A 21,416-nucleotide genomic window follows, 5' to 3' on the forward strand; every position below is an offset into this window, starting at 1 on the left:
CTGAATCGAATGAAAGGAAATGCATGCGGATCTTGCTGACGGGCGCCAGCGGCTTCATCGGGCAACACCTGCTGCCGGCGCTGCTGCGCGAGGGCCACGACGTGCTCTGCGCGGTGCGCACCCCCAAACACAGCGACGATCCGCACCTGCGCTACGTGCAGGCCGACTTCGTCCACGATACCGAGAAATCCGTGTGGGCGGCGCGCCTCATTGGCGTCGACGCCGTCATCAACCTGGTCGGCATCTTCCGCGAATCCGGCAGCCAGACATTCGAACGCCTGCACCTGGACACGCCGCGCGCGCTGTTCGCCGCCTGCGCCGACGCGCCGCAGGTGCGGATGGTCGTCCAACTGTCGGCACTCGGCGCCGACAGCGAAGCGAATACCCCTTATCACCTGACCAAGAAGGCGGCCGACGATGTCCTGGCGGCGCTGCCCCTGCAGGCGTATATCGTCCAGCCCTCGCTCGTGTATGGCAAAGGCGGGGCCAGCGCGCGCATGTTCAAGACCCTGGCCAGCCTGCCGTTCGCGCTGCGTTTCGGCAGCGCGCCGCAGCCCGTGCAGCCGGTACACATCGACGATGTGGTGGAAGCCATCCTCGGCCTGTTGCGCGGGCGGCTACTGCCTTCTCCAGGCATGACCGCCCAGCGCGTGCCCCTGGTCGGGCCGCAGGCACTCTCCTTTACCGATTACCTGGCGGCGCTGCGCAAGGGGATGGGCATGGGCCGCCTGCGCGTGCTGCCGCTGCCCGGCGTACCGGCGCGCGCCATGGCCAGATGCGGGCGCTGGCTGCCGGGCGGCCTGCTCGACGAAGACGCGCTGCGCATGCTCGACCGCGGCAATGCCGGCGACCCGGCGGCCATCACCCAGCTGCTCGGCCGCGCCCCGAAGCCGATCAGCGAATTCGTCACCGACCCGCAGGCCGAGCGCACCCTGGCCAAGCTGGCCTGGCTGCTGCCGGCGCTACGCTGGAGCATCGTGGCGGTGTGGCTGGCCACGGCCATCGTTTCCTTCGGCCTGTACCCGGTCGAGGCCAGCTACGCACTGCTGGCGCGCAGCGGCATCCCGCCATCGCTGCAGCCCTTGATGCTGTACGGCGCGGCCGGCTTCGATTTGCTGCTCGGCCTGGGCATCGCTTTCCTGCCGCGGCGGCGCCCCCTGTGGCTGGCACAATTGGGCCTGATCGGCTTCTACACGATCGTGATAGCGTGGAAGCTGCCTGAATTCCTGCTGCATCCCTACGGTCCCCTGACCAAGAACCTGCCCATGCTGGCGGCCATCTGGCTGCTGTACGAACTCGAGGAAACATAGATGGATTACGTTGTCGTGAAGTGGCTGCACATCCTGTCGTCGACCTTTTTGTTCGGCACCGGCATCGGCTCGGCCTGGTACATGCTGTTTGCGAACATCAGCGGCGACGTGCGGGCGATTGCCGTGGTCGCGCGCAACGTGGTCATCGCCGACTGGGTCTTTACCGCTACCACCGCCGTCATCCAGCCGGCCACCGGCTTCTACATGATCCACCTGGCCGGCTACCCGCTGGACAGCACCTGGATCAGATGGTCGATCGCCCTCTACGTCCTGGCCGGCGCCTGCTGGCTGCCGGTGGTCTGGATCCAGATGCGGCTGCGCGACCTGTCCGCCGAAGCGGTGCGCAACGACACCGACTTGCCGCCGCAATACTGGCGCTACTTCAAGACCTGGGTGGCGCTGGGCGTGCCGGCGTTTGCGGCGTTCATCGTCATCTTCTGGCTGATGGTGGCCAAGCCGATGTAGCGAACGAACCCTGCGGTTCGTCCGCAGTAGAATGACCGCGCCTTTGATGACCAACCATGGAGAACGAGATGCGGGCTTACCAGATACTTCCCGGCAGTAACATCGACGGACTGCAGTGCGTGGACTACCCCGAGCGCGAGCTGGCGCCGGGCGAAGTACGGATGCGGGTGCATGCGGTATCGCTGAACTACCGCGATTTGATGGTGGCCAGCGGGAATTACCTGGTGAACGTGGACGACCCGATCATCCCGTGCTCGGACGGCGCCGGCGAAGTGCTGGCCGTGGGCAGCGGCGTGACGCGCCTGCAGGTGGGCGACCGCGTGGCCGGCTCCTTCTTCCCGCACTGGCACGAGGGCCGCACCGCGCCCGAGAAGATCCGCCACGCCCTGGGCGGCGACATCGACGGCATGCTGGCCGAGGAAGTCATCCTGCACGAAGACGCGCTGGTGAAGATTCCGCCGCAGCTGAGCTTTGTGGAGGCCTCGACCATGCCCTGCGCCGGCGTCACGGCCTGGAATGCGATTTTTGTCTCGAGCAACGCCATCCAGCCGGGCGACACCGTGCTGCTGCTGGGTACCGGCGGCGTGTCGGTGCTGGGCCTGCAGCTGGCGAAAGCGGCCGGCCTGCGCACCATCATCACCTCCTCGAGCGACGAAAAGCTGCAGCGTGCGCGCGAACTGGGCGCCCACCACACCATCAACTACCGCAGCACGCCGGAGTGGCAGGAAGAAGTGCTGCGCGTGACCCACGGGCGCGGCGCCGAGGTGGTGCTGGAAGTCGGTGGACAAGGCACGGTGAACCGCTCGGTGGCCTCGGCGGCGATGGGCGGCAGCGTGGCCATCATCGGCGGCGTGTCGGGCTTTGGCGGCGAGGTGAATCCGGCCACGCTGCTGGCCAGCGCCAAGCGCATGGTCGGGATTTTCGTCGGCAGCCGCAAGATGCTGGAAGACGTGATGCGCTTTGCCGCCACCACCGACATCAAGCCGGTGGTAGACCGCGTGTTCACCTTCGACCAGGCGAAGGAAGCCTACCGCTACATGGAATCGGGCTCGCACTTCGGCAAGGTCGTCATCGCGGTCACGGCTTAGGTTTTATCTGCCTCTCATCTGCCTTCAAAGCGGACCAGCTCGATCTCGAATAGCTTCGGCCAGAACTTGCCGGTGACGTACAGCCGGCGACTCTTGCCATCCCAGGCGATGCCGTTCAAAACGGCGTCGACCGAGGTGGTGCCGCGCTGCGCGGGCGGCAGCAGGTTGCGCAGATCGACCCAGCCGACCACCTTGCCCGACACCGGGTCGATGCGCGCGATCACGTCCGTTCCCCAGACGTTCGCATACAGTTCGCCGTCGACGATTTCCAGCTCGTTCAGCGACGCGATCGGCTTGCCCTCGGCCGTCACCTGCACGCGCCGCACTTCCTTCAGGTTCTTCGGGTCCAGCACGCGGATGCTGGCGCTGCCGTCGCTCATGTAGACGTGCTTCGCGTCGCTGGCCAGGCCCCAGCCTTCGCCCTCGTAAGGAAAGCGGCCCTTCACGGCGAAGGTCCTGGCGTCGAACACGAAGCCGAACTTCGATTGCCAGGTCAGGCCATAGATGTTGTCGCCGAATGCCGTTGCGCCTTCGCCGAACACCTCGGCCGGCAGGTCGGTCTTCTGCAATACCTTGCCGGTCTTGAGTTCGACCTTGCGCAACGTCGAGCGGCCGTTCAAGCCGGTGCTCTCGTACAGGTGGCCGTCGCGGAAGAACAGGCCCTGGGTAAAGGCTTGCGGGTCGTGCGGGTAGGTGTTCTTCACAACGAAGCCGTAGACGGGGATCGCGGCCTGGGCTGCGTGGCTGGCGACTGCGGTGACGAGAACGGCGGCGAGGGCGGAGGTTTTCAGCATGGTGGGCCGGATGAGACTGGTCGGGATGGCCACTCTAGCATGAAGGCGCGGGCGCTGTTGCCAGCACCACAGCGGGGGGCTACAGCGCAGTTACAAATAAGCCAGCAGGCGCCCGCAGGTGATTACGCCGAGCCAGAGCAGGATCGACAGCAGCGCGTGGGCACGCGCGGCGGGCGGCGCCGGCTTCTCGCGGTCCCAGTTCGCCACGCTGCGATAAGGAAACACGTGGAAGGCCAGCGCATTCAGGCCGGCAGCGGCGATCAGCGCCAGTTTCCACTGAAAGGCCGGGTTGCGCGCCAGCTCGGCGGGATGGGCGGAAAACAGCAGCAGCCCGGCCGGCACGATCAGGAGCAACGCGGCAACCGCCCAGCGCAGCAGATGGCGCGCCAGGAGCTGCACCGGCAAACGGCGCGCAAAGCCGAGCACGCGCAAATCGAACAGCACCACGCTGCCCACCAGCACCGCGAAGCCGAAGATGTGGACGATCTCGACAGCCGGATACAGCCAGGGATCGCCGCGCATCGCCTGTGACAGCGGCGTCCGTTCCAGCCAGGCCGCCGCCGCCGCGAACCCCATCAGCGCAGCTCCGTGGTCTTGCCCTCGATGGTGATGCGTTCGGCGCGCAGTTCGTCGCCCTTGCTGCGGTGCGGATAACCGTGGACGCTGGCTTTCTGGCCGGCCACCAGCTTGTCGCGCGGCAGGCCGCGGCTTTCCATGCGCGACGGCGGGGCCAGCACCACCAGCCAGGTTTTATCAGCCGTTTTCAGGCGCACGAAGCCGTGCGGCTGCTCGTAGCCGGCCTGTTCGATGGTGCCGGTCAGGTCGAGCGGTTTGTCGGACTGGTATTCGCTCCAGCCATGGTGGGCAAGGGCGCTGCCGGCGGCGGCCAGCGCGGCGAGCAGGAACAGACGCTTTTTCATGAGGGTCTCCCGGAACGCGACAGGATGAGATGCACGATTGTACGTCCGTTATGTGCGGATGCGGCTGGCCGGCGTCTATCGTGCGCCGGCCCCGGCCTGCCTGCCGCGGTGGGCGTTCAGGCGGCCGATGACCTCCAGCCGGCCGTCGCGCAGCACGGTGAGGACCATTTCTCCCTGGGCCACGTATTCCCCGGTGAGGGCGCGGATGTTCACGTCGTGGGTAACCAGCACCAGCGGCCCCATGCCGCGCCATTCTTCCAGGCGGTTGTAGAGGTCGCGCACCCTGGCCGCGCCGCTGGCCTCGTCGACATTGAACATCGAATCGAGCGTGGGTTCGGGTTTCACCCCATCGAAGGCGAGGCGCGCCGTTTCCAGGCAGCGGCACCAGCGGCTGGACCAGACGGCGCCGGGCACGATGTTGTGGTGACGGAAAGCGGCGCCGATGGCGCGGGCGTCGTCGCGGCCGGCGGCGGAGAGGTTGCGCTGGGTGGCGCACTTGCCGAGCTCAAAGCCGGGCGGGTCGCCGATGCCGGGCGTGGTGGCGGCGTGGCGCATCAGCACGATGACGCCGTTGCCGCGCAGGCGTTGCCACAGGGCGTCATCCCCTGCATCGGCAGCCTGCGCAGTCGGAGAGAAGACCAGCAGGCAGAGCAGCAGACGAAACAGCAGGCGAGGAAGGACCCGACTCAGCATGACGCTCTCCCGTTGGTGGCTGGTTCGATTATGAACCTCCCATCGCCGGACGAGCGCACGCGCCGTGTTACTCTTTAGAAATTATCTTTTTGAGAACACAGCATGCGATCGTTGACGGTACGAAGAATGATGCGGATCTGCCTCGTTGGCGCGGGTCTGGCGGGTGGGGCGGCACAGGCGCAGGACAACGCCGCCTGCGCGGGATATGGCGAAGAAGTGCAGGTCATGCTGGAAGCCGACGGGGCCCTGCGCGGGCGCCAGGATTACCTGGCCGCGCCGGAAGACGGCGGACAGGCGCGGCGCGGGGCGCAGCTGGCCCTGGTCGAGCGCAGCAATGCCATGCGCCTGGAAACACTGCTGGCGCGCTGCGGCTGGCCCCTGCGTTCCGTCCATGGCGCCAAAACGGGGGAGGCAGCCTGGCAGCTGGTGCGCCAGAGCCTGGCGCTGCAACAGGCGGCGGCGCCGCACCTGGAACGCGCGGTGGCCGCCGGCGAAGCGGATGGCCGCATGCTGGCGCAGCTGCTGGACCGCATCGCCATTGCCAAAGGAGAGCCGCAGCGCTACGGCACCCAGATGCGCCAGCTCGACGGCTGCCGCTGGACGCCGCAGCCGATGGACGACCGGGCTCTTGTAGAAGAACGCCGGCGAACGCTGGGCCTGCCCGGCCTGGAGGAGCAGGAAAGGCAGGCGAACGTCATGGTCATCCACGAAGGGTGCGAAAACCAGGTCACCATGCCGCCGCTTCAAACCAAAAAATAATACCGTTTATACCGTTTATTTTGAATAAATTATATAAACGGTATGACGGATAAAATGCTGGTTTTTTACGGTCCGGAAACCTCATCCATAAATTCCCGCGAGACGCCCAAAAACCCCGCCGATTTCACTCCCCGAAGCCTTCCAGCACCACCTTGCCGCTGGCTGCGCCGCTCTCGATAAAGGCGTGGGCACGGCGCAGGTTGGCGGCGTTGATGGCACCGAAGTGCTCGGCCAGCGTGGTGCGGATGCGGCCGGCGTCGACCAGCTGCGCCACCTCGTTCAGCAGATCGTGCTGGGCCTGGATGTCGGCCGTCTCGAACAACGAGCGGGTAAACATCAGTTCCCAGTGCAGCGAGATGCTCTTGCGCTTGAGCAGGCGGATGTCGATCGGCTCCGGATCGTCGATCAGCGCCAGCTTGCCCTGCGGTTTGATGGCGTTCACCAGGGCGGCGAAGTGCTTGTCGGTGTGGGTCAGGCTGATGGCGTAGTCGACTTCGCCCAGCTCCGCGTCCAGCAGGGCTTTATCGAGCGGCTGGCTGTGGTCGATCACGTGCTGGGCGCCCAGATCGCGCACCCAAGCCTGGGTTTGCGGACGCGAGGCGGTGGCAATCACCGTGATGCCGGTCAGCTGGCGCGCCAGCTGGATCAAAATCGAACCGACGCCGCCGGCGGCGCCCACCACCAGCAGTTTTTCGCCGGCATGGCCGCCGCGCTGCAGGCCGAGACGGTCGAACAGCAGCTCCCAGGCGGTGATCGCCGTCAGCGGCAGGGCCGCGGCTTCGGCAAAGCCGAGCGAGGCCGGCATGCGGCCGACGATGCGCTCATCGACCAGGTGCAGTTCGCTGTTGCTGCCCGCGCGGTTGATGGCGCCGGCGTACCAGACGCGGTCGCCCGGCTGGAACAGGGTGACGTTCGGGCCGACGGCGCGCACGATGCCGCTGGCATCCCAGCCCAGCACGCGCGGTTCGGACTGGCCCTCGGCCGGCAGGCCGCGGCGCACCTTGGTGTCGACCGGGTTCACGGAGACGGCATGCACTTCAACCAGCAAATCGTGGCCGCTGGCGACCGGGTCGGCCAGGTTCAGGTCTTGCAGGGCGCTCGGATGGTCGGCGGGCAGGGCGGCAAAGGCGGCAATGGCTTTCATGGGTGTTTCCTTGTTGGTTTGAACAAAGCCAGTGTAGCCACAAAAGATTGTATTGATTAGCCGCTATAATCCGAAAAGACTATCCAAAAGGACGGACAATGAAGCTCGACGCGATGGCGCTGTTCGCCCAGGTGGCGCATGCCGGCAGTTTCACGGCGGCGGCCAGTGTTACCGGGCTGCCGAAATCCACGGTCAGCCAGCGCGTGGCCGAACTCGAAACCGCGCTCGGCGTGCGCCTGCTGCACCGGACCACGCGCCGCCTCAGCTTGACGGCGGCCGGCCAGGTCTACCTCACCCACTGCGAAACCATGCTCGACGCGGCCCACGCCGCCGACGCCGCCATCTCCCGCCTGCGCGACGAACCGGCCGGCAACCTGCGCCTGACCGCGCCGGAAGCATCCGGCATCCTGCTGCTGCCGCCTCTGCTGGCCGCTTTTCACGCGCGCTACCCGGCGGTGAGCGTCGAATGCGTGATCACCGACGCCCACCTCGACCTGGTGGCCGAGCGCATCGACCTCGCCCTGCGCACCGGACAGCTGGGCGACTCGAGTTTCGTCTCGAGCCGCGTGGGCACGGTGCGGCGCGTGCTGGTGGCCTCTCCCGGCTACCTGCAGCAGCACGGCACGCCGGCGCAAGTGGCGGACCTGGGCCGCCACCAGCTGCTGCTGCACGACGTCCTGCCCGAATGGCCGCTGCAGAGCGACAGCAGGATCGTCCACATTCCCGCCCTTGGTGCGGCGCTGCGCGCCAACAACCTGAACACCCTGCGCGGCCTGGCAATCGCCGGCGCCGGCATCGCCCTGCTGCCCTGGTTCATGGTGCGCGATGCGCTGGAAGCCGGCAGCGTGCAGCTGGTGCTGCCCGAGCATCCGCCCACCGACAACAGCTATTACGCGGTGTATCCGGGGCGCAGCCACCGGCCCGCGGCTTTGTCTGCCTTGCTGGAATTTATCGATCAGTTCGACCTGGCAAGTTACTTGTCCTGAGTTGCCGTAACAGGGCGCAAGCAGGGCCGGTGAGGCCGGCTAACGTGCGCCAATTACACAAAAGATAATACTAAGATGACCACATCGGGATGCATCACGTATCCCCATGGCTGCCTGTCGCCCGGAGCCTGTACCGGCGCGGCCGCGGCTTTTTGCCATCATCCAGAAAGGATTCACCATGCCAGCTCCCGAGCGCCATCCGCTCACCCTGCGCATCAACGGCCGCGAACACCAGCTGGAACTGGAAGCCTGGGTCACGCTGCTCGACGTGTTGCGCGAGCGCCTCCAACTCACCGGTTCCAAGAAGGGCTGCGACCACGGCCAGTGCGGCGCCTGCACCGTGCTGGTCGACGGCCGCCGCATCAATTCCTGCATGACCCTGGCCGTGATGCAGAACGGCCGCGAGATCACCACCATCGAAGGCCTGGCCGAAGACGGCAAGCTGCATCCGGTGCAGCAGGCTTTCGTCGACAACGACGCCTTCCAGTGCGGCTACTGTACGCCGGGGCAGATCTGCTCGGCGATCGGGCTGATAAAGGAAGGGCAGGCGAAAACCGCCGCCGACGTGCGCGAACTCATGAGCGGCAACGTCTGCCGCTGCGGCGCCTACCCGCAGATCCGCATGGCGGTCTGCAAGGCCGCCGGCATCGACGATATGGACAACGCGGTACACCCAGTGGTGCCGGGGACGGTGCCGGCATGAACCCGTTCACCTTTACCCAGGCGGACAACGCCACCAAGGCCATCGGCGAGGTGGCCGGCAACGCCAGCTTCGCCGGCGAAGCCGTGCGCTTCATCGCCGGCGGCACCAATCTGCTCGACCTGATGAAGGAAGGCGTCATGTTGTCCGGCCGCCTGGTCGACATCAACCGCCTGCCGCTCGATCAAATCGAGGAAAAGGACGGCGGCCTGCTGCTCGGCGCCACCGCGCGCAATGCCGATACCGCCTACCACCCGCTGGTGCGCGAGCGCTACCCACTGCTCACGGCCGCGATCCTGGCCGGCGCTTCTCCCCAGCTGCGCAACATGGCCAGCAACGGCGGCAACCTGCTGCAGCGTACCCGCTGCTACTACTTCTATGACGTCGGCACGCCCTGCAACAAGCGCGAGCCGAACACCGGCTGCGCGGCCCTGGAAGGCGTGAACCGCCAGCACGCCATCCTCGGCACCAGCCCGCACTGCATCGCCACCCATCCGTCGGACATGTGCGTGGCCCTGGCAGCGCTGGAAGCGACGGTGCACGTGGAGTCGGCACGCGGCAAGCGAGACATCCCCTTCGCCGAATTCCACCGCCTGCCCGACGACGCGCCGCAGTACGACACCGTGCTCGAAGCGGACGAACTGATCACCGGCATCTCGCTGCCCGACGCCAGCCGCTACGCCGCCCACTCGGCCTACCTGAAGATCCGCGAGCGCCTGTCGTATGCGTTTGCCCTGGTGTCGGTGGCGGCAGCTCTCGACATCGGTCCCGATGGCGCAATCAGGAGCGCGCGCATCGCTCTTGGCGGTGTGGCCCACAAGCCGTGGCGCAGGCCAGAGGCCGAGCAGCTGCTGGAAGGTAAGCAGCCCGATCCAGCGCTGTTCGGCCAGGTGGCCGACAAGCTGCTTGAAGGCGCCATGGGCCACGGCCATAACGACTTCAAGGTCCGTCTGGCGCGCAACGCCATCGTGCGCGCACTGAAAACGGCGGTGGAAGGCACCGTCACCAATACCGGAGAGCGCAATGACTGATTTGATCCACGATCTACGCGCGCCCGTCGCCGAACCAGGCACCGGCCAGGTGCGCACCGGCACCGCCGTCTCGCGCGTCGACGGCCGTGCCAAGGTTACCGGCGACGCCAGGTACGCCGCCGAACACTTTGCCCCCGACATGCTGTATGGCGTGGTCGTGAGCAGCACCGTGGCCAAGGGCCGCATCGTCACCATCGACGCCACCGAGGCCCTGGCCCTGGAAGGCGTGGTCGAGGTGATGAGCCACCTGAACCGCCCGAAAGTGCGCTCCTTCGATATCAGCTACAAGGACATGACGGCGCCGGCCGGCTCGCCGTTCCGTCCGTTCTACGACGACGGGGTGATCTACAGCGGCCAGCCGGTGGCGCTGGTGCTGGCCGAGACCTTCGAGGCCGCACGGCGCGGCGCCGCCCTGGTGCGCATCCACTACCACGAGGAAGCGCACGACACGCGCCTGACCGCGAACCTGGACAAGGCCTATAAACCGCGTCCGCTGAAGGCCGGCTACGAGCCGCCGCCGCCGGAAAAGGGCGATGCCGAAAAGGCCTGGCAGGCCGCGCCGGTGCGCATCGAATCCGAGTTCCACCATGGCGTCGAGCACCACAATCCATTGGAGCTGTTCGCCTCCACCGTGATCCGCGGCGAAGACGGCCACTTGACCATCTACGACAAGACGCAAAGCTCGCAGAACAGCCGCTGGTACGTGTCGCACGTGTTCGGGCTGTCGAAGAACAAGGTCACGGTGCGCAACCCGTATGTCGGCGGCGCCTTCGGTTCCGGCCTGCGCCCGCAGTACCAGCTGACCCTGGCCGTGATGGCCTCGCTGAAGATGAAACGCTCGGTGCGCGTGATGCTCACGCGCCAGCAGATGTTCAGCTTCGGCCACCGTCCCGAAACCGTGCAGTACGTGAAGCTCGCCGCCGAGCAGGACGGCACGCTGCGCTCGATCATGCACGAGGCGATTGCCGAGACCTCGCAGATCGAGGATTACGTCGAGGTCGTGGTCAACTGGTCCGGCCTGCTCTACGCCTGCGACAACATCAAATTGGGCTACAAGCTGGTCAGCGTCGACCAGTACACGCCGATCGACATGCGCGCCCCCGGCGCGGCGCACGGCACCCACGCGCTCGAAGTGGCGATGGACGAACTGGCCTATAAACTCAAGATGGACCCGCTGGCGCTGCGCCTGAAGAACTATGCCGAGCGCGCACCGATCGAGGACAAGCCCTTCTCCAGCAAGGAGCTGCGCGCCTGCTACGAGCAGGGCGCCGCCAAGTTCGGCTGGGACAAGCGCCCATTGGAGCCGCGCTCGATGCGAGAAGGGTCGGAACTAATCGGCTGGGGCATGGCCACCGGCGTCTGGGATGCGATGCAGATGTTCGCGCGCGCCAGCGCCGTGATGCATGCCGACGGGCGCCTGGTGGTGTCGAGTGCGGCCACGGACATCGGCACCGGCACCTATACCGTGATGGCGACGATTGCCGCCGAAGCGATGGGCCTGCCGCTGGAACGCGTGACCTTCCAGCTGGGCGACTCGACCCTGCCGGTGGCGCCGATCGAAGGCGGTTCCTCGCACGTGGCGACCGTCGGTTCGGCGGTGGCGGGCGTGTGCGACAAGCTGCGCCTGACCCTGCTGCGCTATGCGCAATCGGCGGCCGATTCGCCGTTCCGCGATAAGCGTTTGAAGGACGTGGAATTCGTCGACGGCGCCATGCGCCTGAAAAAGGACCCGCGCACCTGGATTTCGCTGGCCTCGATCGTCGGCGCCACCGGCCGCGACCGGCTCGAGGAAAAGTACCTGATGCTGCCAAACATGCTCAAGCAGCGCAAGTACCGGCGCCTGGTTCACTCGGCGGTGTTCGTCGAGGCGCGCGTGGACGAGGAGCTCGGCATCGTGCGCATCACGCGCGTGGTCAGCGCGATCGCGGCGGGACGCATCATGAACACCAAGACGGCGAGCAGCCAGATCGTCGGCGGCGTGGTGTGGGGCATCAGCCAGGCGCTGCACGAAGAAAGCCATACCGACCACCGCTTCGGGCGCTTCATGAACCACAATTTGTCGGAGTACCACGTGGCGGTGAACGCGGATATCCACGACATTGACGTGATTTTCGTGGAAGAAGACGACCGTATCGTCAGCCGCCTGGGCGCCAAGGGCGTGGGCGAGATCGGGCTGGTGAGCGTGTCGGCGGCGGTCAGCAATGCCATCTTCCACGCGACCGGCAAGCGGATTCGCAGTACGCCGATCACGCCGGACAAGGTGTTGATGGGCGGGCCGTGATGTAAGGGCGGCACGCATGGGATAGGCGCTGTTGCGTATGCCGTTCGTGGTGTGCGAAATCCGCGGTGTGCGGGCGGTAATGGGGCTGTTGCCTGTGGCGTTGTTGGTATGTTGAATCCGCGTGGGCTCAAGAGCCCAGCGTGGCCCGGCCCACCCTACGGTCACCGCTATCGGCGAGTTCATACGAAACCCGGATACGCAGCGTGTCCCGTACGGTGGGCACGCCGTGCCCACGCGGATCACGCACACCACGAACGCAACACGCAACAGCGCCACGTCCCCGAAAGGAGGAAACCAAGCATGCAAAACCCACCAACCGGGAAAACCGCCATCGTCACCGGTGCCTCGCGCGGCATCGGCCGCGCCATCGCCCTGCGCCTGGCCCACGACGGTTACGCGGTCGCCGTCAACTACGCCAGCCGCTCGCAGGACGCCGATGCTGTCGTCGCCGAGATCACGGCAAACGGCGGCCGCGCCATCGCCCTCCAGGCCGACGTCTCCCAGGCCGCCGACTGCACCCGCCTGTTCAAGCAGGCCGAAGCCGCCTTCGGCCCCATCGACATCGTCATCAACAACGCTGGCGTGATCCAGCCCGGCACCACGATGCTGGCCGACACCGACGACGCCCTGTACGAGCGCATCTTCGCCATCAACACGCGCGGCACCTTCCATATGCTGCGCCTGGCCGCCACGCGCTTGCGCCAGGGCGGACGCATCGTCAACTGCTCGACCAGCGCCATCGGCCTGGCCATGCCGGGCTACGCCGTGTATGCGGGCGCGAAAGCGGCGGTCGAGACCTTCACCAATATCTTTGCCAAGGAAATGCGCGGCAGGGGCATCTCGGTGATGTGCGTGGCGCCGGGGCCGACTGCGACCGAACTGTTCCTGGACGGGAAACCGCCCGAACTGGTCGAGCGCCTGGCGAAAGCCGCACCGCTGGAACGCCTCGGCACGCCGGAAGACATCGCGAATACGGTGGCGTTTTTGGTGGGTCCGGAAGGCGAATGGGTAAACGGCCAAACGCTGCGGGTGAACGGCGGCGTTGTGTAAAACTGTCGAGTTATCCCCACCCCGTTTCGACCGACATACTCATTCAGCAATTATCATCCATTCTGATATCTCCATGCGGCGTGGTTAACTCTTGGTTTCAGTTCAATCCAGGGGTTGAAAAGTGCTGCCGGATTTACTGATTAACGGTATTTGAAGGGGATATCAGCCGCCCAGCAGGTCATAATGCACGTCCCTGCGGTTCTGCGTTTGCGGCCCTTCGACCAGGTAGGCATCCCAGCCGAGACGACCAACATTGCTCGCCTGTGCAATCGTGACCGGCCGCACATCGGCAGCGCGCAGCACCAGTTCGACTTCGTATTCGAGCGCCAGCCCGGTGAACATGGTCAGCAGGCTTTTCAGGGCGCGTGCCGCCAGCCCGCCCGGCAGGAAAGCCATGAAGCCGGCATGGTCGAGCGGTCCGACGACCAGGCGCAGGCGCAAATCGCGTTGCCAGACGCGGCCGCCGGCGATCGCATCCTTGCCCAGCACGCCGATCTCGCCGCCGAGCACGGTTTGCTGGGGCAGCGGCACCTCGTACCAGCGGCCGACGAATTGCTGGGCTTGCACCGGATGCCCGAAATACTCGCCCAGCACCCGCGCCAGCTGCACCGCCGAACTCGGCCGGTGCCGGATCGACGCCGCAAAGTAGCCGATCGATTCGTCGAGCACGGCGCCATCCTGGCGGCGCGACAGGCGCTGGCGCAGCGCGTTGTTGCCCAGGCCCGCCAGGGACAGCAGCAGCGGCAGGAAATGGTCCTGGCCATCGACCTGGTATTTCAGCGCCAGCCGGTACTTGCGCCAGGCTTCATAGAACAGCGCCAGCGAACGGTTCGAAAAGGTGTCGAGGAAGGCGCGTGCGCCCTCGTCCTTTTCATTGAACAAGTGCTCGGCGATGCGCTCGGTGTAATGGACCGGCAGCACGCCGGTGCCGCCGAGCAGGCCCATGAAGGCCGGCGTGATGCGCACGTATTTCAGCGTGGCGTCTTGCAGGGCCGTGCCGAGCGAAGCGGCATCGCGTGCGATATCGCGCGGTTCGGTGGCGATGGCCTCGATCTGGCTGGCCGGAAAGCGCAGCGAGGTCGAGTTCTGGAAGCGCAGGAAATTGGCCACCATGCCTTGCCGCGGCATGCCGTTGCGCTTGAGCCAGAGCTCCAGCACCCGCACCGCCTGGAAATACTCGAAGCGGTAGGGTTCGCGGAACAGTTTTTCGATTACAGCAGGCTCGAATCGCCGCTTCTTGGCAAACATCTGAGCAGCTCCTGGCCGTTTTTGTTGGAAACCACCACCAGCTGGGTGAAGCTGTTGGCATGCACATACAGCGAGAGGAAGCGTTCGACGATGTGGGCAAAGGCGTGGATGCCGCTGCCGACAAAGGCTTCTTCATCGATGCTCAGGCGCACTTCCACGCCACGCACCAGGCAGGTAAACGGATTGCCGGACAGCCAGGCCGTGGCCGGCTGCTGCACGATGTCGGCAATGCCGCCGATCTGGCGCTGCGACGACGGCGAGCGCGGCAGGTCGTACAGCGCCAGCATTTCGCGGAAGGCGTCGATGCCGCCATCGGCCAGCGACAGATGGTTCAGCGACAAATGGGAAATCAGGCGCCAGTGGGCGCTGCGTCCGCGCGCAAAGCGCCAGGAGGGTGTTGGCTTGCGCAGGAGGGCGATGCCGCGCGTGCCGGCGCCACCCTCGAAGAACAAATCGCCGCCGGGCTGGCCGTAGCCGAGCAGCGAGGGCAGGTCGCGGTTGCTGCAGGTCAGTTCCAGGTTCAGCGTTTCGGTCTCGACCGCGGCCGGGTCGAAGTCGATGTCGACGATCGTGATCTGCGATTCGAAACCCGGGCTTTTATCGGCTAACTCCTCATCGCGCCGCATCGCCCAGTAATGGCCATGCTGCTCCGGCGTTTGCGCATGCTTGAGCGAATAAAACGGACGGAACTCGACGATCGCTTCGCCCTGCGGCGTCTGGCGCACCAGGTTCACTGAATCGACGGAATACACCTCGAAAGCGAAGGCGCGGCGGGCGTCGCCCAGTACCGGATAACTGGCCGTGGCATGGGTCAGGCGGATCGGCTCGCCGCGCTGGCGGAACAGATTGATCACCGGCGTGCAGCCGAGCAGGACATTGTTTGTGCTCAAGGTGCCGAGCATGCGCGCGGTATTCGAGTCGGGGCGGATGCCCTGCAAACCCAGGTGCAGGGTCAGCGTCCTGCAGCCCACGGGCAACAGCGGCGCCAGCGCGGCCAGGTCGATATCGAAGAAGTTGAACTTTTCCGGGAAGCAGAAGTACTCGGTGAGCAGGCGGTACGCCACATGCGAGCGCGCCGGAAAATCGATCAGGGCGTCTTCTTCCCCGAAGCCGGCGGGCTGGACCGGCATGACGGGCAGGGGAATCCAGCGTCCGTTGTTGTCGGTCTCCAGCCAGGCGGCAGCGCCGCGCATGAACAGCGCATCGCGCAGGGCTGCGCAGAACGACGGCTCGCCGTCGATGAACACGCGCAGGGTGGGCAGCACCAGCTGGCCGGTCCGGATCTGCTCGAAGGCGCCGGACAGGCCGAGGTGGATGCAGGCGCCCGCGCCGGCGGGCAGGCGCACCGCTTCCGGCGGGCTGATGATGGCGTCGAAGCGGGCGGTGCTGAACGCCAGCGGCGCCACGGTGACCGGATACACCGTGCGGAAGGTGCAGGAGCCGCCGCGCACCTGGCGCGTGGCCAGCTGGGTGCCGCGCGGGACCGTGCCCATGCCTTGCGTCGCGCTGGCGTCCAGGTGGGCGATCGAGCAGGACGGAAAGGGCCGCAGGTAGTGCGGATACAACACGTCGAACAGGGCTTCGGTGAATTCCGGGTAATCGTCGTCGAGGCGCTTGGCAATGCGGGCATTGAGCAGGGCAAACGATTCGATCATGCGCTCGGTATGCGGGTCTTCGCACACTTCACCGCTAATCAACAGGCGCCCGGCGATCTTCGGGTAGCGCTCGGCGAATTCGCGAAAGTTGCGGCGCAGGTAGCCCAGCTCGCTTTCGTAATACGGCAGTAATTGTTCCAAATCAGGCTCCCGCAGGCGCGGTACGGCCTGCCTTGCTGATGCTGTAGCTCAGCGTTGATGGTTGCAGCACTGCGTCGAAGTTCACCGATTCCTGCGAGGTGCTGATCACGAGCAGGGCGGTGATCGAGAAGTTCAGGCGGTTCACCGTGTCGTCGCGCAATTCGAGCGAGGCCTTGACGTTCTTCAGGCGCGGCTCGTGGCGGGCAATGACGCTTTCAATGCAGGCGCAGATGTGGGCGCGGTCGGTCGGGCTCGACAGCGACAGGTCCGCAAAATCGATCAGCCCATAGCTGACGAGCGAATTGGCGCACTCCGGATACGGTTCCAGCATTTCGTCGGGCAACACCGAGCGCGTGTTCAGCAAGGCTTCGAGGTCGCGCGCCACCATGTCTTTCATGTCTTCGAGCAGGGCGCGCGGGGTGTTGCCACGCAGCGGCACGCCCAGCAGGCGGTCGAATAGTCCAGGCGTAAAACCTTTCATTGGCGTCCTTCGTGCTGGTGGTCGATGCGGAGCAAACCGCATGTTGCCACGCCGTCCAGCGCCAACGTTTGAGCAACTTCACATGCGCAACTTTTGGTCTTGTTATTGTCCTTTGAGGAAAGTTCGGCCCACATCAACAAATACTTGAGGGATGCCAGAAACATGAGCAGCAAAGTACTCTGGGGCGAAGGCCTCCTGTTACGTCCACAACATTTCCAGCGTCAGGACGCATACCACGAACATTGCCTGAACAAGGGCATCAAGGCGCTCCATCCCTACGCCTGGGGCGTGGAGCGCCTGCAGATCGACCGCGAGGCCCTGGCCAGCAATGTGCTGCGCATCGTCGACCTCGCCGTGCGCTTCCAGGATGGCGAACTGGTCGATGCCCCCGGCGCCGACGAGTTACCCGACGCGATCGACCTGGGCGCCCTGCAGCAAGCGCAGGGGAGCGTGACGTATTACGTGGCGCTGCCCGGCCTGAAACCCTTCAACGGCAATTTCGCCCAGCCGGGGCAGGCCTCGAACACGGCGCGCTTCGTGCAGGCCAACCAGGACACACCGGATCTGTACACGGGCGCCGCCCCGGTGCAGCTGGCCTACCTGAAAAAATCGGTGCGCCTGATCTCGGACGCCGATCCGCGCGACGCCTATGTCCACTTTCCGCTGCTGCGCCTGCGCCGCGTGAGTACGGGCGGCTTCGAGCTCGACCCGTCGTTTGTCCCGCCCAGCCTGACGGTTACTGCCGCGCCACCGCTGTTCCAGCAGTTGCGGCGCCTGCTCGACGCCCTCCAGGCCAAGGTCAGCGCGCTGTATGGCCACCATCGCGAGCCGAGCAAGAACGTGATCGAATTCCGCTCCGGCGACATGAGTTCGTTCTGGCTCCTGCACACGGCCAGCGCGGCGTATGCCGAACTGACGCACCACTTCCACCATCCGACCCTGCATCCCGAGCGCCTGTACGAACAATTGCTGGGCGTGGCCGGGCGCCTGATGACCTTCTCGAAAAGCTGGACCCTGTCCGACCTGCCGCCCTACCAGCACAGCGACCCCGGGCCCGGCTTCACCAAGCTGCACCAGATCATCCGCGAGCTGCTCGACACCGTGATCTCGTCGAAATACTTCGCGATCACCCTCAACGAAAGCCGGCCCTGCTACCACATCGGCATGCTCGATTCGGGCAAGATCGACGAGAAAACCACCTTCTACATCGCGGTTGGCGCCGACGTTCCCGCCATCGAGCTGGTCGACATGGTGCCGCTGCGCTTCAAGGTCGGCGCCCCGGACGACGTGGAGAAATTCGTGCTCTCGGCCCTGCCCGGCGTGCGCCTGCAGTACACGCCGCAACTACCAGCGGCGGTGCCGGTGCGGCCCGATACCTGCTACTTCCTGCTGGAAGCGAAAGGGCAGATGTACGAGCGCATGCTCAAGGCGCAGTCGATCTCGCTCTACGTGCCGGCCGGGATGAAGGAACTGCGGCTGGAACTGCTGGCCGTGGCGTCCTGAGGAGGAAACAGGCATGTCCGGACCCCTCATTGTTCTCGGCGACAAGACCTCGCACGGCGGCGCCGTCATCGAAGCCTCGCCCAACAGCGATTCTGGCGGCAAGGGCATCGCCCGCGTCGGCGACAAGGCGACCTGCCCGAAGCACGGGCCGAACACGATCGTCAGCGGCGACAGCACCCTGATCGTCGACGGCAAGCCAGCCGCACGCAACGGCGACAAGACCGCCTGCGGCGCCACCCTGATCGCCGGCCAGCAGGCCACGATCGACAACATCTGAACCGATTCCCATGACAACTGCGATTGCTTCGCCGGGCGCCTTGCCCGGCCCGCTGAAGGGCGGCCTGCTGGCCGCCGGCGTGTTTGCCGCCTGCTGGAGTGGCGCCATCTGGTACTGGCGCGGCGCGGCCAGCACGCCCGGCACCGCCGAGCTGACGCTGGTGCTGCTGGCCTTGCCGCTGGCGCTGGTGGGGTCGATGTGGTTCGGCGGCAAGCTGCTGGCCAGACGCGCGGCAGCGGCGCCGGCTGCCTTGACGCCGGCTGCCGTTACCGCACCGGCGCCCGCTGCTGCCCTGCCGGCGCTGGCCATCGTTTCGAGCGCAGTGCGTTCGCCGTATGGCGCGTCGGCCGAGGAACTGGCGGGCGCCATCGCCGGCAACACCTTGCGCCCCGACCTGGATGCCGAACTGGTCGACGACGACGGCTTTCCAGTGGCGGCGGCGCGCTGCGAAGAAGCCCAGGACGAGGCCTTCCAGGAAGAAATGGGCGAATGGCTGGTGCAGAACGGCATGCCGGACCTGCGCTTCGGTGACGTGCAGTGGCGCGCCCTGACCCTGGGCAGCGCGGTCGTGGCCGAGCTGGCCAGCCGCGCCGGCGATTTGCTGCCGGCCGAGGACAAGCCGCCCGTGTTGCGCCTGCTCCCCTCGCTGCCGGCGGACTGGACGCAGGAACAGCGGCGTGGCGCCGGCCTGTGGTTCAAGCATCTGGCCGCGAGCTTCGGCTGGCCCGCGGCGCAGGTCGTGCTGCCGGAAGCGGACAGTACCTCCGCTTCGGCAACGGCATCCTGCACCCAGCTGGCACGCGAAGCGGCAAAGGAGACGGCCCCTGTCGTGGCGCTGGTGATGGCCTGCGGTTCGCATATCGGGCAAGACATTGTCGACGAATGGGCCGGCAAGGGTATCCTGTTCACCTCAGGCCGGCCGCAAGGTCTGGTTCCGGGCGAGGGCGCGGCAGGCCTGTTGCTGACCGACGCGCAGCTGGCGCAATCGATCGCAGGCACCTTGTTTGCCCTGCTCGATCCGGCCGAGGAAGCCCAACGCGAGACGGCAACGCCGGCACGGCAACGTGCAAACCCGGCCCTGCTGGGTGAATTGGTGCAGCGTGCCGGCCGTGGTGGCGAGACCGGGCTGGCCGACATCGCCATGGTGGTGGCCGACAGCGGGCAGCGCCAGGGGCGCACCCTGGAGCTGATGGGCATGGTCTCCAGCGCCATGTCCCAGCTCGACGAAAGCGAAGACGTGTTCTGTGTGGGCAGCGCCAGCGGCGCCTGTGGCGACGTGCCTTTTGTGACGGCGCTGGCGCTGGCGCAGCACGGGGCGCTGGTGCGCGCTGCGCCCGTGCTGTGCATCGGTAACGAAGGTGCGCAGGGGTGCCATGCATTCCTGCTGCGTCCACCGGCGTCCGACCTCATCTGAAACCGTTCACGGCAGGCCTCGTCCGAAGCGTCCTACACCGTCTCAAGTCGCGCGCCGATTGGCTCTGCCGGTCATCGGACTACCATCGGGTTTTCTGCATTCGAGCTGGGAGAACATGATGGCAGGTAACAACGAGAATGGACGCGGCAATCGCCAGGATCGCCAGGACACGCAAGACAAGGGCAGCAGCATGCGCAGCCGCGCCGATACCCTGTCGGCGCCGGTTTCCGCGAACGAAGCGGGCAACCAGCAGCAAGGCGCCGGCTCGGCGCGCCAGGGCGGCTTTCCGAGCGCCTCGCCCGAGAGCAATGTGAATCCGCCGGGCGCGCCGCAAAGCAGTCACGGCAGCGCTAGCGGTCCGATTGCCGGCGGCACTGTCGGTGCGGCACGCGGCAACGGCAACCGCCAGTCCGGCATGGGCGCCGCCGCTGCCGGCGGCAACCCGGGTACCTCGATGGGTAGCCCGGACGGCGCCGGCCAGCAGGGCCGGGTCACCGGTATTTCGGACGGAAATGAAGTCGAGAAACTGGCGGAGAAAGACGAAGGCGGCGCGGGTGGCGCCGACTCGCGCTAAGCAGGTAGCCCGTTCGCTGGTTCGGCGGATCGATTGATCGGCTGAACCAGCTGGCGCGCCACCGCCTCGTACGCCTGTCGAGCGAAAGCCGGTTCAGGCCAGGGCGGTGGACAGACGGGGCAGGCCCTACTGCTCGAGCGCACTTGCGGCGGTGTATCCAGCACTGCCATGCTCACCCTTGAGACGGAAGCACTGCACGACCTGCTCGAGCGCGCTGGCCTGGTCCTGCAACGGCTCCGCCGTCGCAGCAATTTCCTCGACCAGGGCCGCATTGTGCTGGGTAATCTGGTCCATTTCGTTGACTGCCTGGTGGGTCTGCTCGATGCCGGCCGATTGCTCGCTGCCGGCAGCGGCAATGTCGGCCAAAATATCCGACACCTTGGCAATGCCGCCGACGATGTCCTGCTCCGTGTCGCCAGCCTCGCGCGCCAGGCTGGCGCCCTGGTTCACCTGGGCCATCGAATCGTTGATCAAGACCTTGATTTAACGCGAGGCCGTGGCCGAGCGCTGGGCCAGGGTACGCACCTCGCTGGCCACCACGGCAAACCCGCGGCCCTGCTCGCCGGCACGCGCCGCTTCCACCGCCGCATTCAGCGCCAGGATATCCGTCTGGAAGGCAATCCCGTCGATGACGTCGATGATCTCGACGATGCGTGCCGACGAGGCCTCGATATGCCCCATCACCTCGACCACCTCTTACGCATCGAGCGGCAGGGTGTTCAGTTTGGTAAACGCGCGGTCGTATTGTTCGCGCGCCGCCTCGATCTTCGGTGCCTTGCTTGATTTTTCACAACAATTCTGAATGAGCAAGCTCTAACCTAATCAGCACTACAAGCTTGGCAGCGGTGCCCTATCTGTAAGAAATTTCTTCCCTTTAGTCAACCACAGCAATGGTACGGTGA

The 21,416-nt window shown here is 66.0% G+C and carries 21 protein-coding genes and 1 pseudogene; 13 read left to right on the top strand and 9 right to left on the bottom strand.

Annotated features, from left to right (window positions below):
• The first annotated feature begins 23 nt into the window (after positions 1-23).
• From ACWYRN_RS08540 to ACWYRN_RS08550, 3 genes are all read left to right on the top strand, one after another.
• A complete protein-coding gene (locus ACWYRN_RS08540; protein WP_488692000.1) occupies positions 24-1,310 on the top strand; it encodes an SDR family oxidoreductase in 1,287 nt (428 codons plus the stop codon).
• Complete coding sequence (locus tag ACWYRN_RS08545) at positions 1,311-1,775, top strand: DUF2269 family protein (protein ID WP_488692001.1); 465 nt, start codon at positions 1,311-1,313, stop codon at positions 1,773-1,775. It begins immediately after the preceding gene.
• A 68-nt stretch (positions 1,776-1,843) separates the two neighbouring features.
• Entirely contained in the window at positions 1,844-2,863 is a 1,020-nt protein-coding gene (locus ACWYRN_RS08550; RefSeq protein ID WP_229436578.1) for a zinc-dependent alcohol dehydrogenase family protein, read from the top strand.
• Positions 2,864-2,877: 14 nt separating this feature from the next.
• On the opposite strand, the gene ACWYRN_RS08555 is transcribed toward ACWYRN_RS08550, so the two are convergent.
• The 4 genes from ACWYRN_RS08555 to ACWYRN_RS08570 form a co-directional block, all read right to left on the bottom strand.
• Complete coding sequence (locus tag ACWYRN_RS08555) at positions 2,878-3,657, bottom strand: glutaminyl-peptide cyclotransferase (RefSeq protein ID WP_488692002.1); 780 nt, start codon at positions 3,655-3,657, stop codon at positions 2,878-2,880.
• A 90-nt stretch (positions 3,658-3,747) separates the two neighbouring features.
• A complete protein-coding gene (locus tag ACWYRN_RS08560) occupies positions 3,748-4,233 on the bottom strand; it encodes a DUF6644 family protein (protein WP_488692003.1) in 486 nt (161 codons plus the stop codon).
• Positions 4,233-4,577, bottom strand: coding sequence for a DUF6152 family protein (locus tag ACWYRN_RS08565; RefSeq protein WP_305825690.1), 345 nt, complete (start codon positions 4,575-4,577; stop codon positions 4,233-4,235). Before ACWYRN_RS08565 ends, ACWYRN_RS08560 begins: the two co-directional genes overlap by 1 nt.
• Positions 4,578-4,652: 75 nt before the next feature.
• Entirely contained in the window at positions 4,653-5,270 is a 618-nt protein-coding gene (locus ACWYRN_RS08570) for a histidine phosphatase family protein (RefSeq protein ID WP_488692004.1), read from the bottom strand.
• 126 nt (positions 5,271-5,396) lie between these two features.
• Between ACWYRN_RS08570 and ACWYRN_RS08575 the strand changes: the two genes are divergently transcribed.
• Positions 5,397-6,029, top strand: a complete 633-nt coding sequence (locus ACWYRN_RS08575; RefSeq protein WP_488692005.1) for a DUF6624 domain-containing protein — start codon at positions 5,397-5,399, stop codon at positions 6,027-6,029.
• A gap of 124 nt (positions 6,030-6,153) precedes the next feature.
• Here ACWYRN_RS08575 and ACWYRN_RS08580 read toward each other — a convergent pair whose 3' ends face one another.
• Positions 6,154-7,173 (bottom strand): zinc-binding alcohol dehydrogenase family protein, encoded by a 1,020-nt coding sequence (locus ACWYRN_RS08580; protein ID WP_488692006.1) that lies wholly within the window; start codon positions 7,171-7,173, stop codon positions 6,154-6,156.
• Positions 7,174-7,271: 98 nt separating this feature from the next.
• Between ACWYRN_RS08580 and ACWYRN_RS08585 the strand changes: the two genes are divergently transcribed.
• The 5 genes from ACWYRN_RS08585 to ACWYRN_RS08605 all read left to right on the top strand — a co-directional run bounded on the left by ACWYRN_RS08585 (position 7,272) and on the right by ACWYRN_RS08605 (position 13,221).
• Positions 7,272-8,159, top strand: coding sequence for a LysR family transcriptional regulator (locus tag ACWYRN_RS08585; protein WP_488692007.1), 888 nt, complete (start codon positions 7,272-7,274; stop codon positions 8,157-8,159).
• A gap of 178 nt (positions 8,160-8,337) precedes the next feature.
• Positions 8,338-8,862, top strand: coding sequence for a (2Fe-2S)-binding protein (locus ACWYRN_RS08590; RefSeq protein WP_488692008.1), 525 nt, complete (start codon positions 8,338-8,340; stop codon positions 8,860-8,862).
• Positions 8,859-9,890, top strand: a complete 1,032-nt coding sequence (locus ACWYRN_RS08595; protein ID WP_488692009.1) for an FAD binding domain-containing protein — start codon at positions 8,859-8,861, stop codon at positions 9,888-9,890. The genes ACWYRN_RS08590 and ACWYRN_RS08595 overlap by 4 nt, the downstream gene beginning before the upstream one ends.
• The gene (locus ACWYRN_RS08600) at positions 9,883-12,171 is read left to right on the top strand and encodes a xanthine dehydrogenase family protein molybdopterin-binding subunit (protein ID WP_488692010.1); all 2,289 of its coding nucleotides are present in this window, start codon (positions 9,883-9,885) and stop codon (positions 12,169-12,171) included. The genes ACWYRN_RS08595 and ACWYRN_RS08600 overlap by 8 nt, the downstream gene beginning before the upstream one ends.
• A gap of 300 nt (positions 12,172-12,471) precedes the next feature.
• A complete protein-coding gene (locus tag ACWYRN_RS08605; protein ID WP_488692011.1) occupies positions 12,472-13,221 on the top strand; it encodes an SDR family oxidoreductase in 750 nt (249 codons plus the stop codon).
• Between the two features lie 162 nt (positions 13,222-13,383).
• On the opposite strand, the gene tssG is transcribed toward ACWYRN_RS08605, so the two are convergent.
• Genes tssG through tssE form a run of 3 tightly spaced genes read right to left on the bottom strand, consistent with a single transcriptional unit; the run spans position 13,384 to position 16,746 of the window.
• Positions 13,384-14,469: a type VI secretion system baseplate subunit TssG gene (gene tssG, locus ACWYRN_RS08610; RefSeq protein ID WP_488692012.1), complete on the bottom strand. Its 1,086-nt coding sequence runs from the start codon at positions 14,467-14,469 to the stop codon at positions 13,384-13,386.
• The gene (gene tssF, locus ACWYRN_RS08615) at positions 14,433-16,265 is read right to left on the bottom strand and encodes a type VI secretion system baseplate subunit TssF (RefSeq protein ID WP_488692013.1); all 1,833 of its coding nucleotides are present in this window, start codon (positions 16,263-16,265) and stop codon (positions 14,433-14,435) included. The genes tssG and tssF overlap by 37 nt, the downstream gene beginning before the upstream one ends.
• A 1-nt stretch (position 16,266) precedes the next feature.
• Entirely contained in the window at positions 16,267-16,746 is a 480-nt protein-coding gene (gene tssE, locus ACWYRN_RS08620; RefSeq protein WP_488692014.1) for a type VI secretion system baseplate subunit TssE, read from the bottom strand.
• A gap of 162 nt (positions 16,747-16,908) precedes the next feature.
• Between tssE and tssK the strand changes: the two genes are divergently transcribed.
• The 4 genes from tssK to ACWYRN_RS08640 all read left to right on the top strand — a co-directional run bounded on the left by tssK (position 16,909) and on the right by ACWYRN_RS08640 (position 20,514).
• Positions 16,909-18,249, top strand: coding sequence for a type VI secretion system baseplate subunit TssK (gene tssK, locus ACWYRN_RS08625; protein WP_488692015.1), 1,341 nt, complete (start codon positions 16,909-16,911; stop codon positions 18,247-18,249).
• Between the two features lie 13 nt (positions 18,250-18,262).
• The gene (locus ACWYRN_RS08630; protein WP_488692016.1) at positions 18,263-18,526 is read left to right on the top strand and encodes a PAAR domain-containing protein; all 264 of its coding nucleotides are present in this window, start codon (positions 18,263-18,265) and stop codon (positions 18,524-18,526) included.
• A 10-nt stretch (positions 18,527-18,536) separates the two neighbouring features.
• A complete protein-coding gene (locus ACWYRN_RS08635) occupies positions 18,537-19,940 on the top strand; it encodes a hypothetical protein (RefSeq protein WP_488692017.1) in 1,404 nt (467 codons plus the stop codon).
• Between the two features lie 115 nt (positions 19,941-20,055).
• A complete protein-coding gene (locus ACWYRN_RS08640) occupies positions 20,056-20,514 on the top strand; it encodes a hypothetical protein (RefSeq protein WP_488692018.1) in 459 nt (152 codons plus the stop codon).
• Positions 20,515-20,640: 126 nt separating this feature from the next.
• Here the strand turns inward: ACWYRN_RS08640 and ACWYRN_RS08645 are convergent.
• A pseudogene (locus tag ACWYRN_RS08645) lies at positions 20,641-21,210 on the bottom strand (methyl-accepting chemotaxis protein); the annotation flags it as partial.
• Between the last annotated feature and the right edge of the window lie 206 nt (positions 21,211-21,416).

Source organism: Massilia sp. BAP21, assembly GCF_057801335.1.

What these genes read in the sequence shown, in the direction of transcription:
- ACWYRN_RS08540 (WP_488692000.1), top strand. Translation starts at nt 24, where the DNA reads ATGCGGATCTTGCTGACGGGCGCCAGCGGCTTCATCGGGCAACACCTG.
- ACWYRN_RS08545 (WP_488692001.1), top strand. Translation starts at nt 1,311, where the DNA reads ATGGATTACGTTGTCGTGAAGTGGCTGCACATCCTGTCGTCGACCTTT.
- ACWYRN_RS08550 (WP_229436578.1), top strand. Translation starts at nt 1,844, where the DNA reads ATGCGGGCTTACCAGATACTTCCCGGCAGTAACATCGACGGACTGCAG.
- ACWYRN_RS08555 (WP_488692002.1), bottom strand. Translation starts at nt 3,657, where the DNA reads ATGCTGAAAACCTCCGCCCTCGCCGCCGTTCTCGTCACCGCAGTCGCC.
- ACWYRN_RS08560 (WP_488692003.1), bottom strand. Translation starts at nt 4,233, where the DNA reads ATGGGGTTCGCGGCGGCGGCGGCCTGGCTGGAACGGACGCCGCTGTCA.
- ACWYRN_RS08565 (WP_305825690.1), bottom strand. Translation starts at nt 4,577, where the DNA reads ATGAAAAAGCGTCTGTTCCTGCTCGCCGCGCTGGCCGCCGCCGGCAGC.
- ACWYRN_RS08570 (WP_488692004.1), bottom strand. Translation starts at nt 5,270, where the DNA reads ATGCTGAGTCGGGTCCTTCCTCGCCTGCTGTTTCGTCTGCTGCTCTGC.
- ACWYRN_RS08575 (WP_488692005.1), top strand. Translation starts at nt 5,397, where the DNA reads ATGATGCGGATCTGCCTCGTTGGCGCGGGTCTGGCGGGTGGGGCGGCA.
- ACWYRN_RS08580 (WP_488692006.1), bottom strand. Translation starts at nt 7,173, where the DNA reads ATGAAAGCCATTGCCGCCTTTGCCGCCCTGCCCGCCGACCATCCGAGC.
- ACWYRN_RS08585 (WP_488692007.1), top strand. Translation starts at nt 7,272, where the DNA reads ATGAAGCTCGACGCGATGGCGCTGTTCGCCCAGGTGGCGCATGCCGGC.
- ACWYRN_RS08590 (WP_488692008.1), top strand. Translation starts at nt 8,338, where the DNA reads ATGCCAGCTCCCGAGCGCCATCCGCTCACCCTGCGCATCAACGGCCGC.
- ACWYRN_RS08595 (WP_488692009.1), top strand. Translation starts at nt 8,859, where the DNA reads ATGAACCCGTTCACCTTTACCCAGGCGGACAACGCCACCAAGGCCATC.
- ACWYRN_RS08600 (WP_488692010.1), top strand. Translation starts at nt 9,883, where the DNA reads ATGACTGATTTGATCCACGATCTACGCGCGCCCGTCGCCGAACCAGGC.
- ACWYRN_RS08605 (WP_488692011.1), top strand. Translation starts at nt 12,472, where the DNA reads ATGCAAAACCCACCAACCGGGAAAACCGCCATCGTCACCGGTGCCTCG.
- tssG (WP_488692012.1), bottom strand. Translation starts at nt 14,469, where the DNA reads ATGTTTGCCAAGAAGCGGCGATTCGAGCCTGCTGTAATCGAAAAACTG.
- tssE (WP_488692014.1), bottom strand. Translation starts at nt 16,746, where the DNA reads ATGAAAGGTTTTACGCCTGGACTATTCGACCGCCTGCTGGGCGTGCCG.
- tssK (WP_488692015.1), top strand. Translation starts at nt 16,909, where the DNA reads ATGAGCAGCAAAGTACTCTGGGGCGAAGGCCTCCTGTTACGTCCACAA.
- ACWYRN_RS08630 (WP_488692016.1), top strand. Translation starts at nt 18,263, where the DNA reads ATGTCCGGACCCCTCATTGTTCTCGGCGACAAGACCTCGCACGGCGGC.
- ACWYRN_RS08635 (WP_488692017.1), top strand. Translation starts at nt 18,537, where the DNA reads ATGACAACTGCGATTGCTTCGCCGGGCGCCTTGCCCGGCCCGCTGAAG.
- ACWYRN_RS08640 (WP_488692018.1), top strand. Translation starts at nt 20,056, where the DNA reads ATGATGGCAGGTAACAACGAGAATGGACGCGGCAATCGCCAGGATCGC.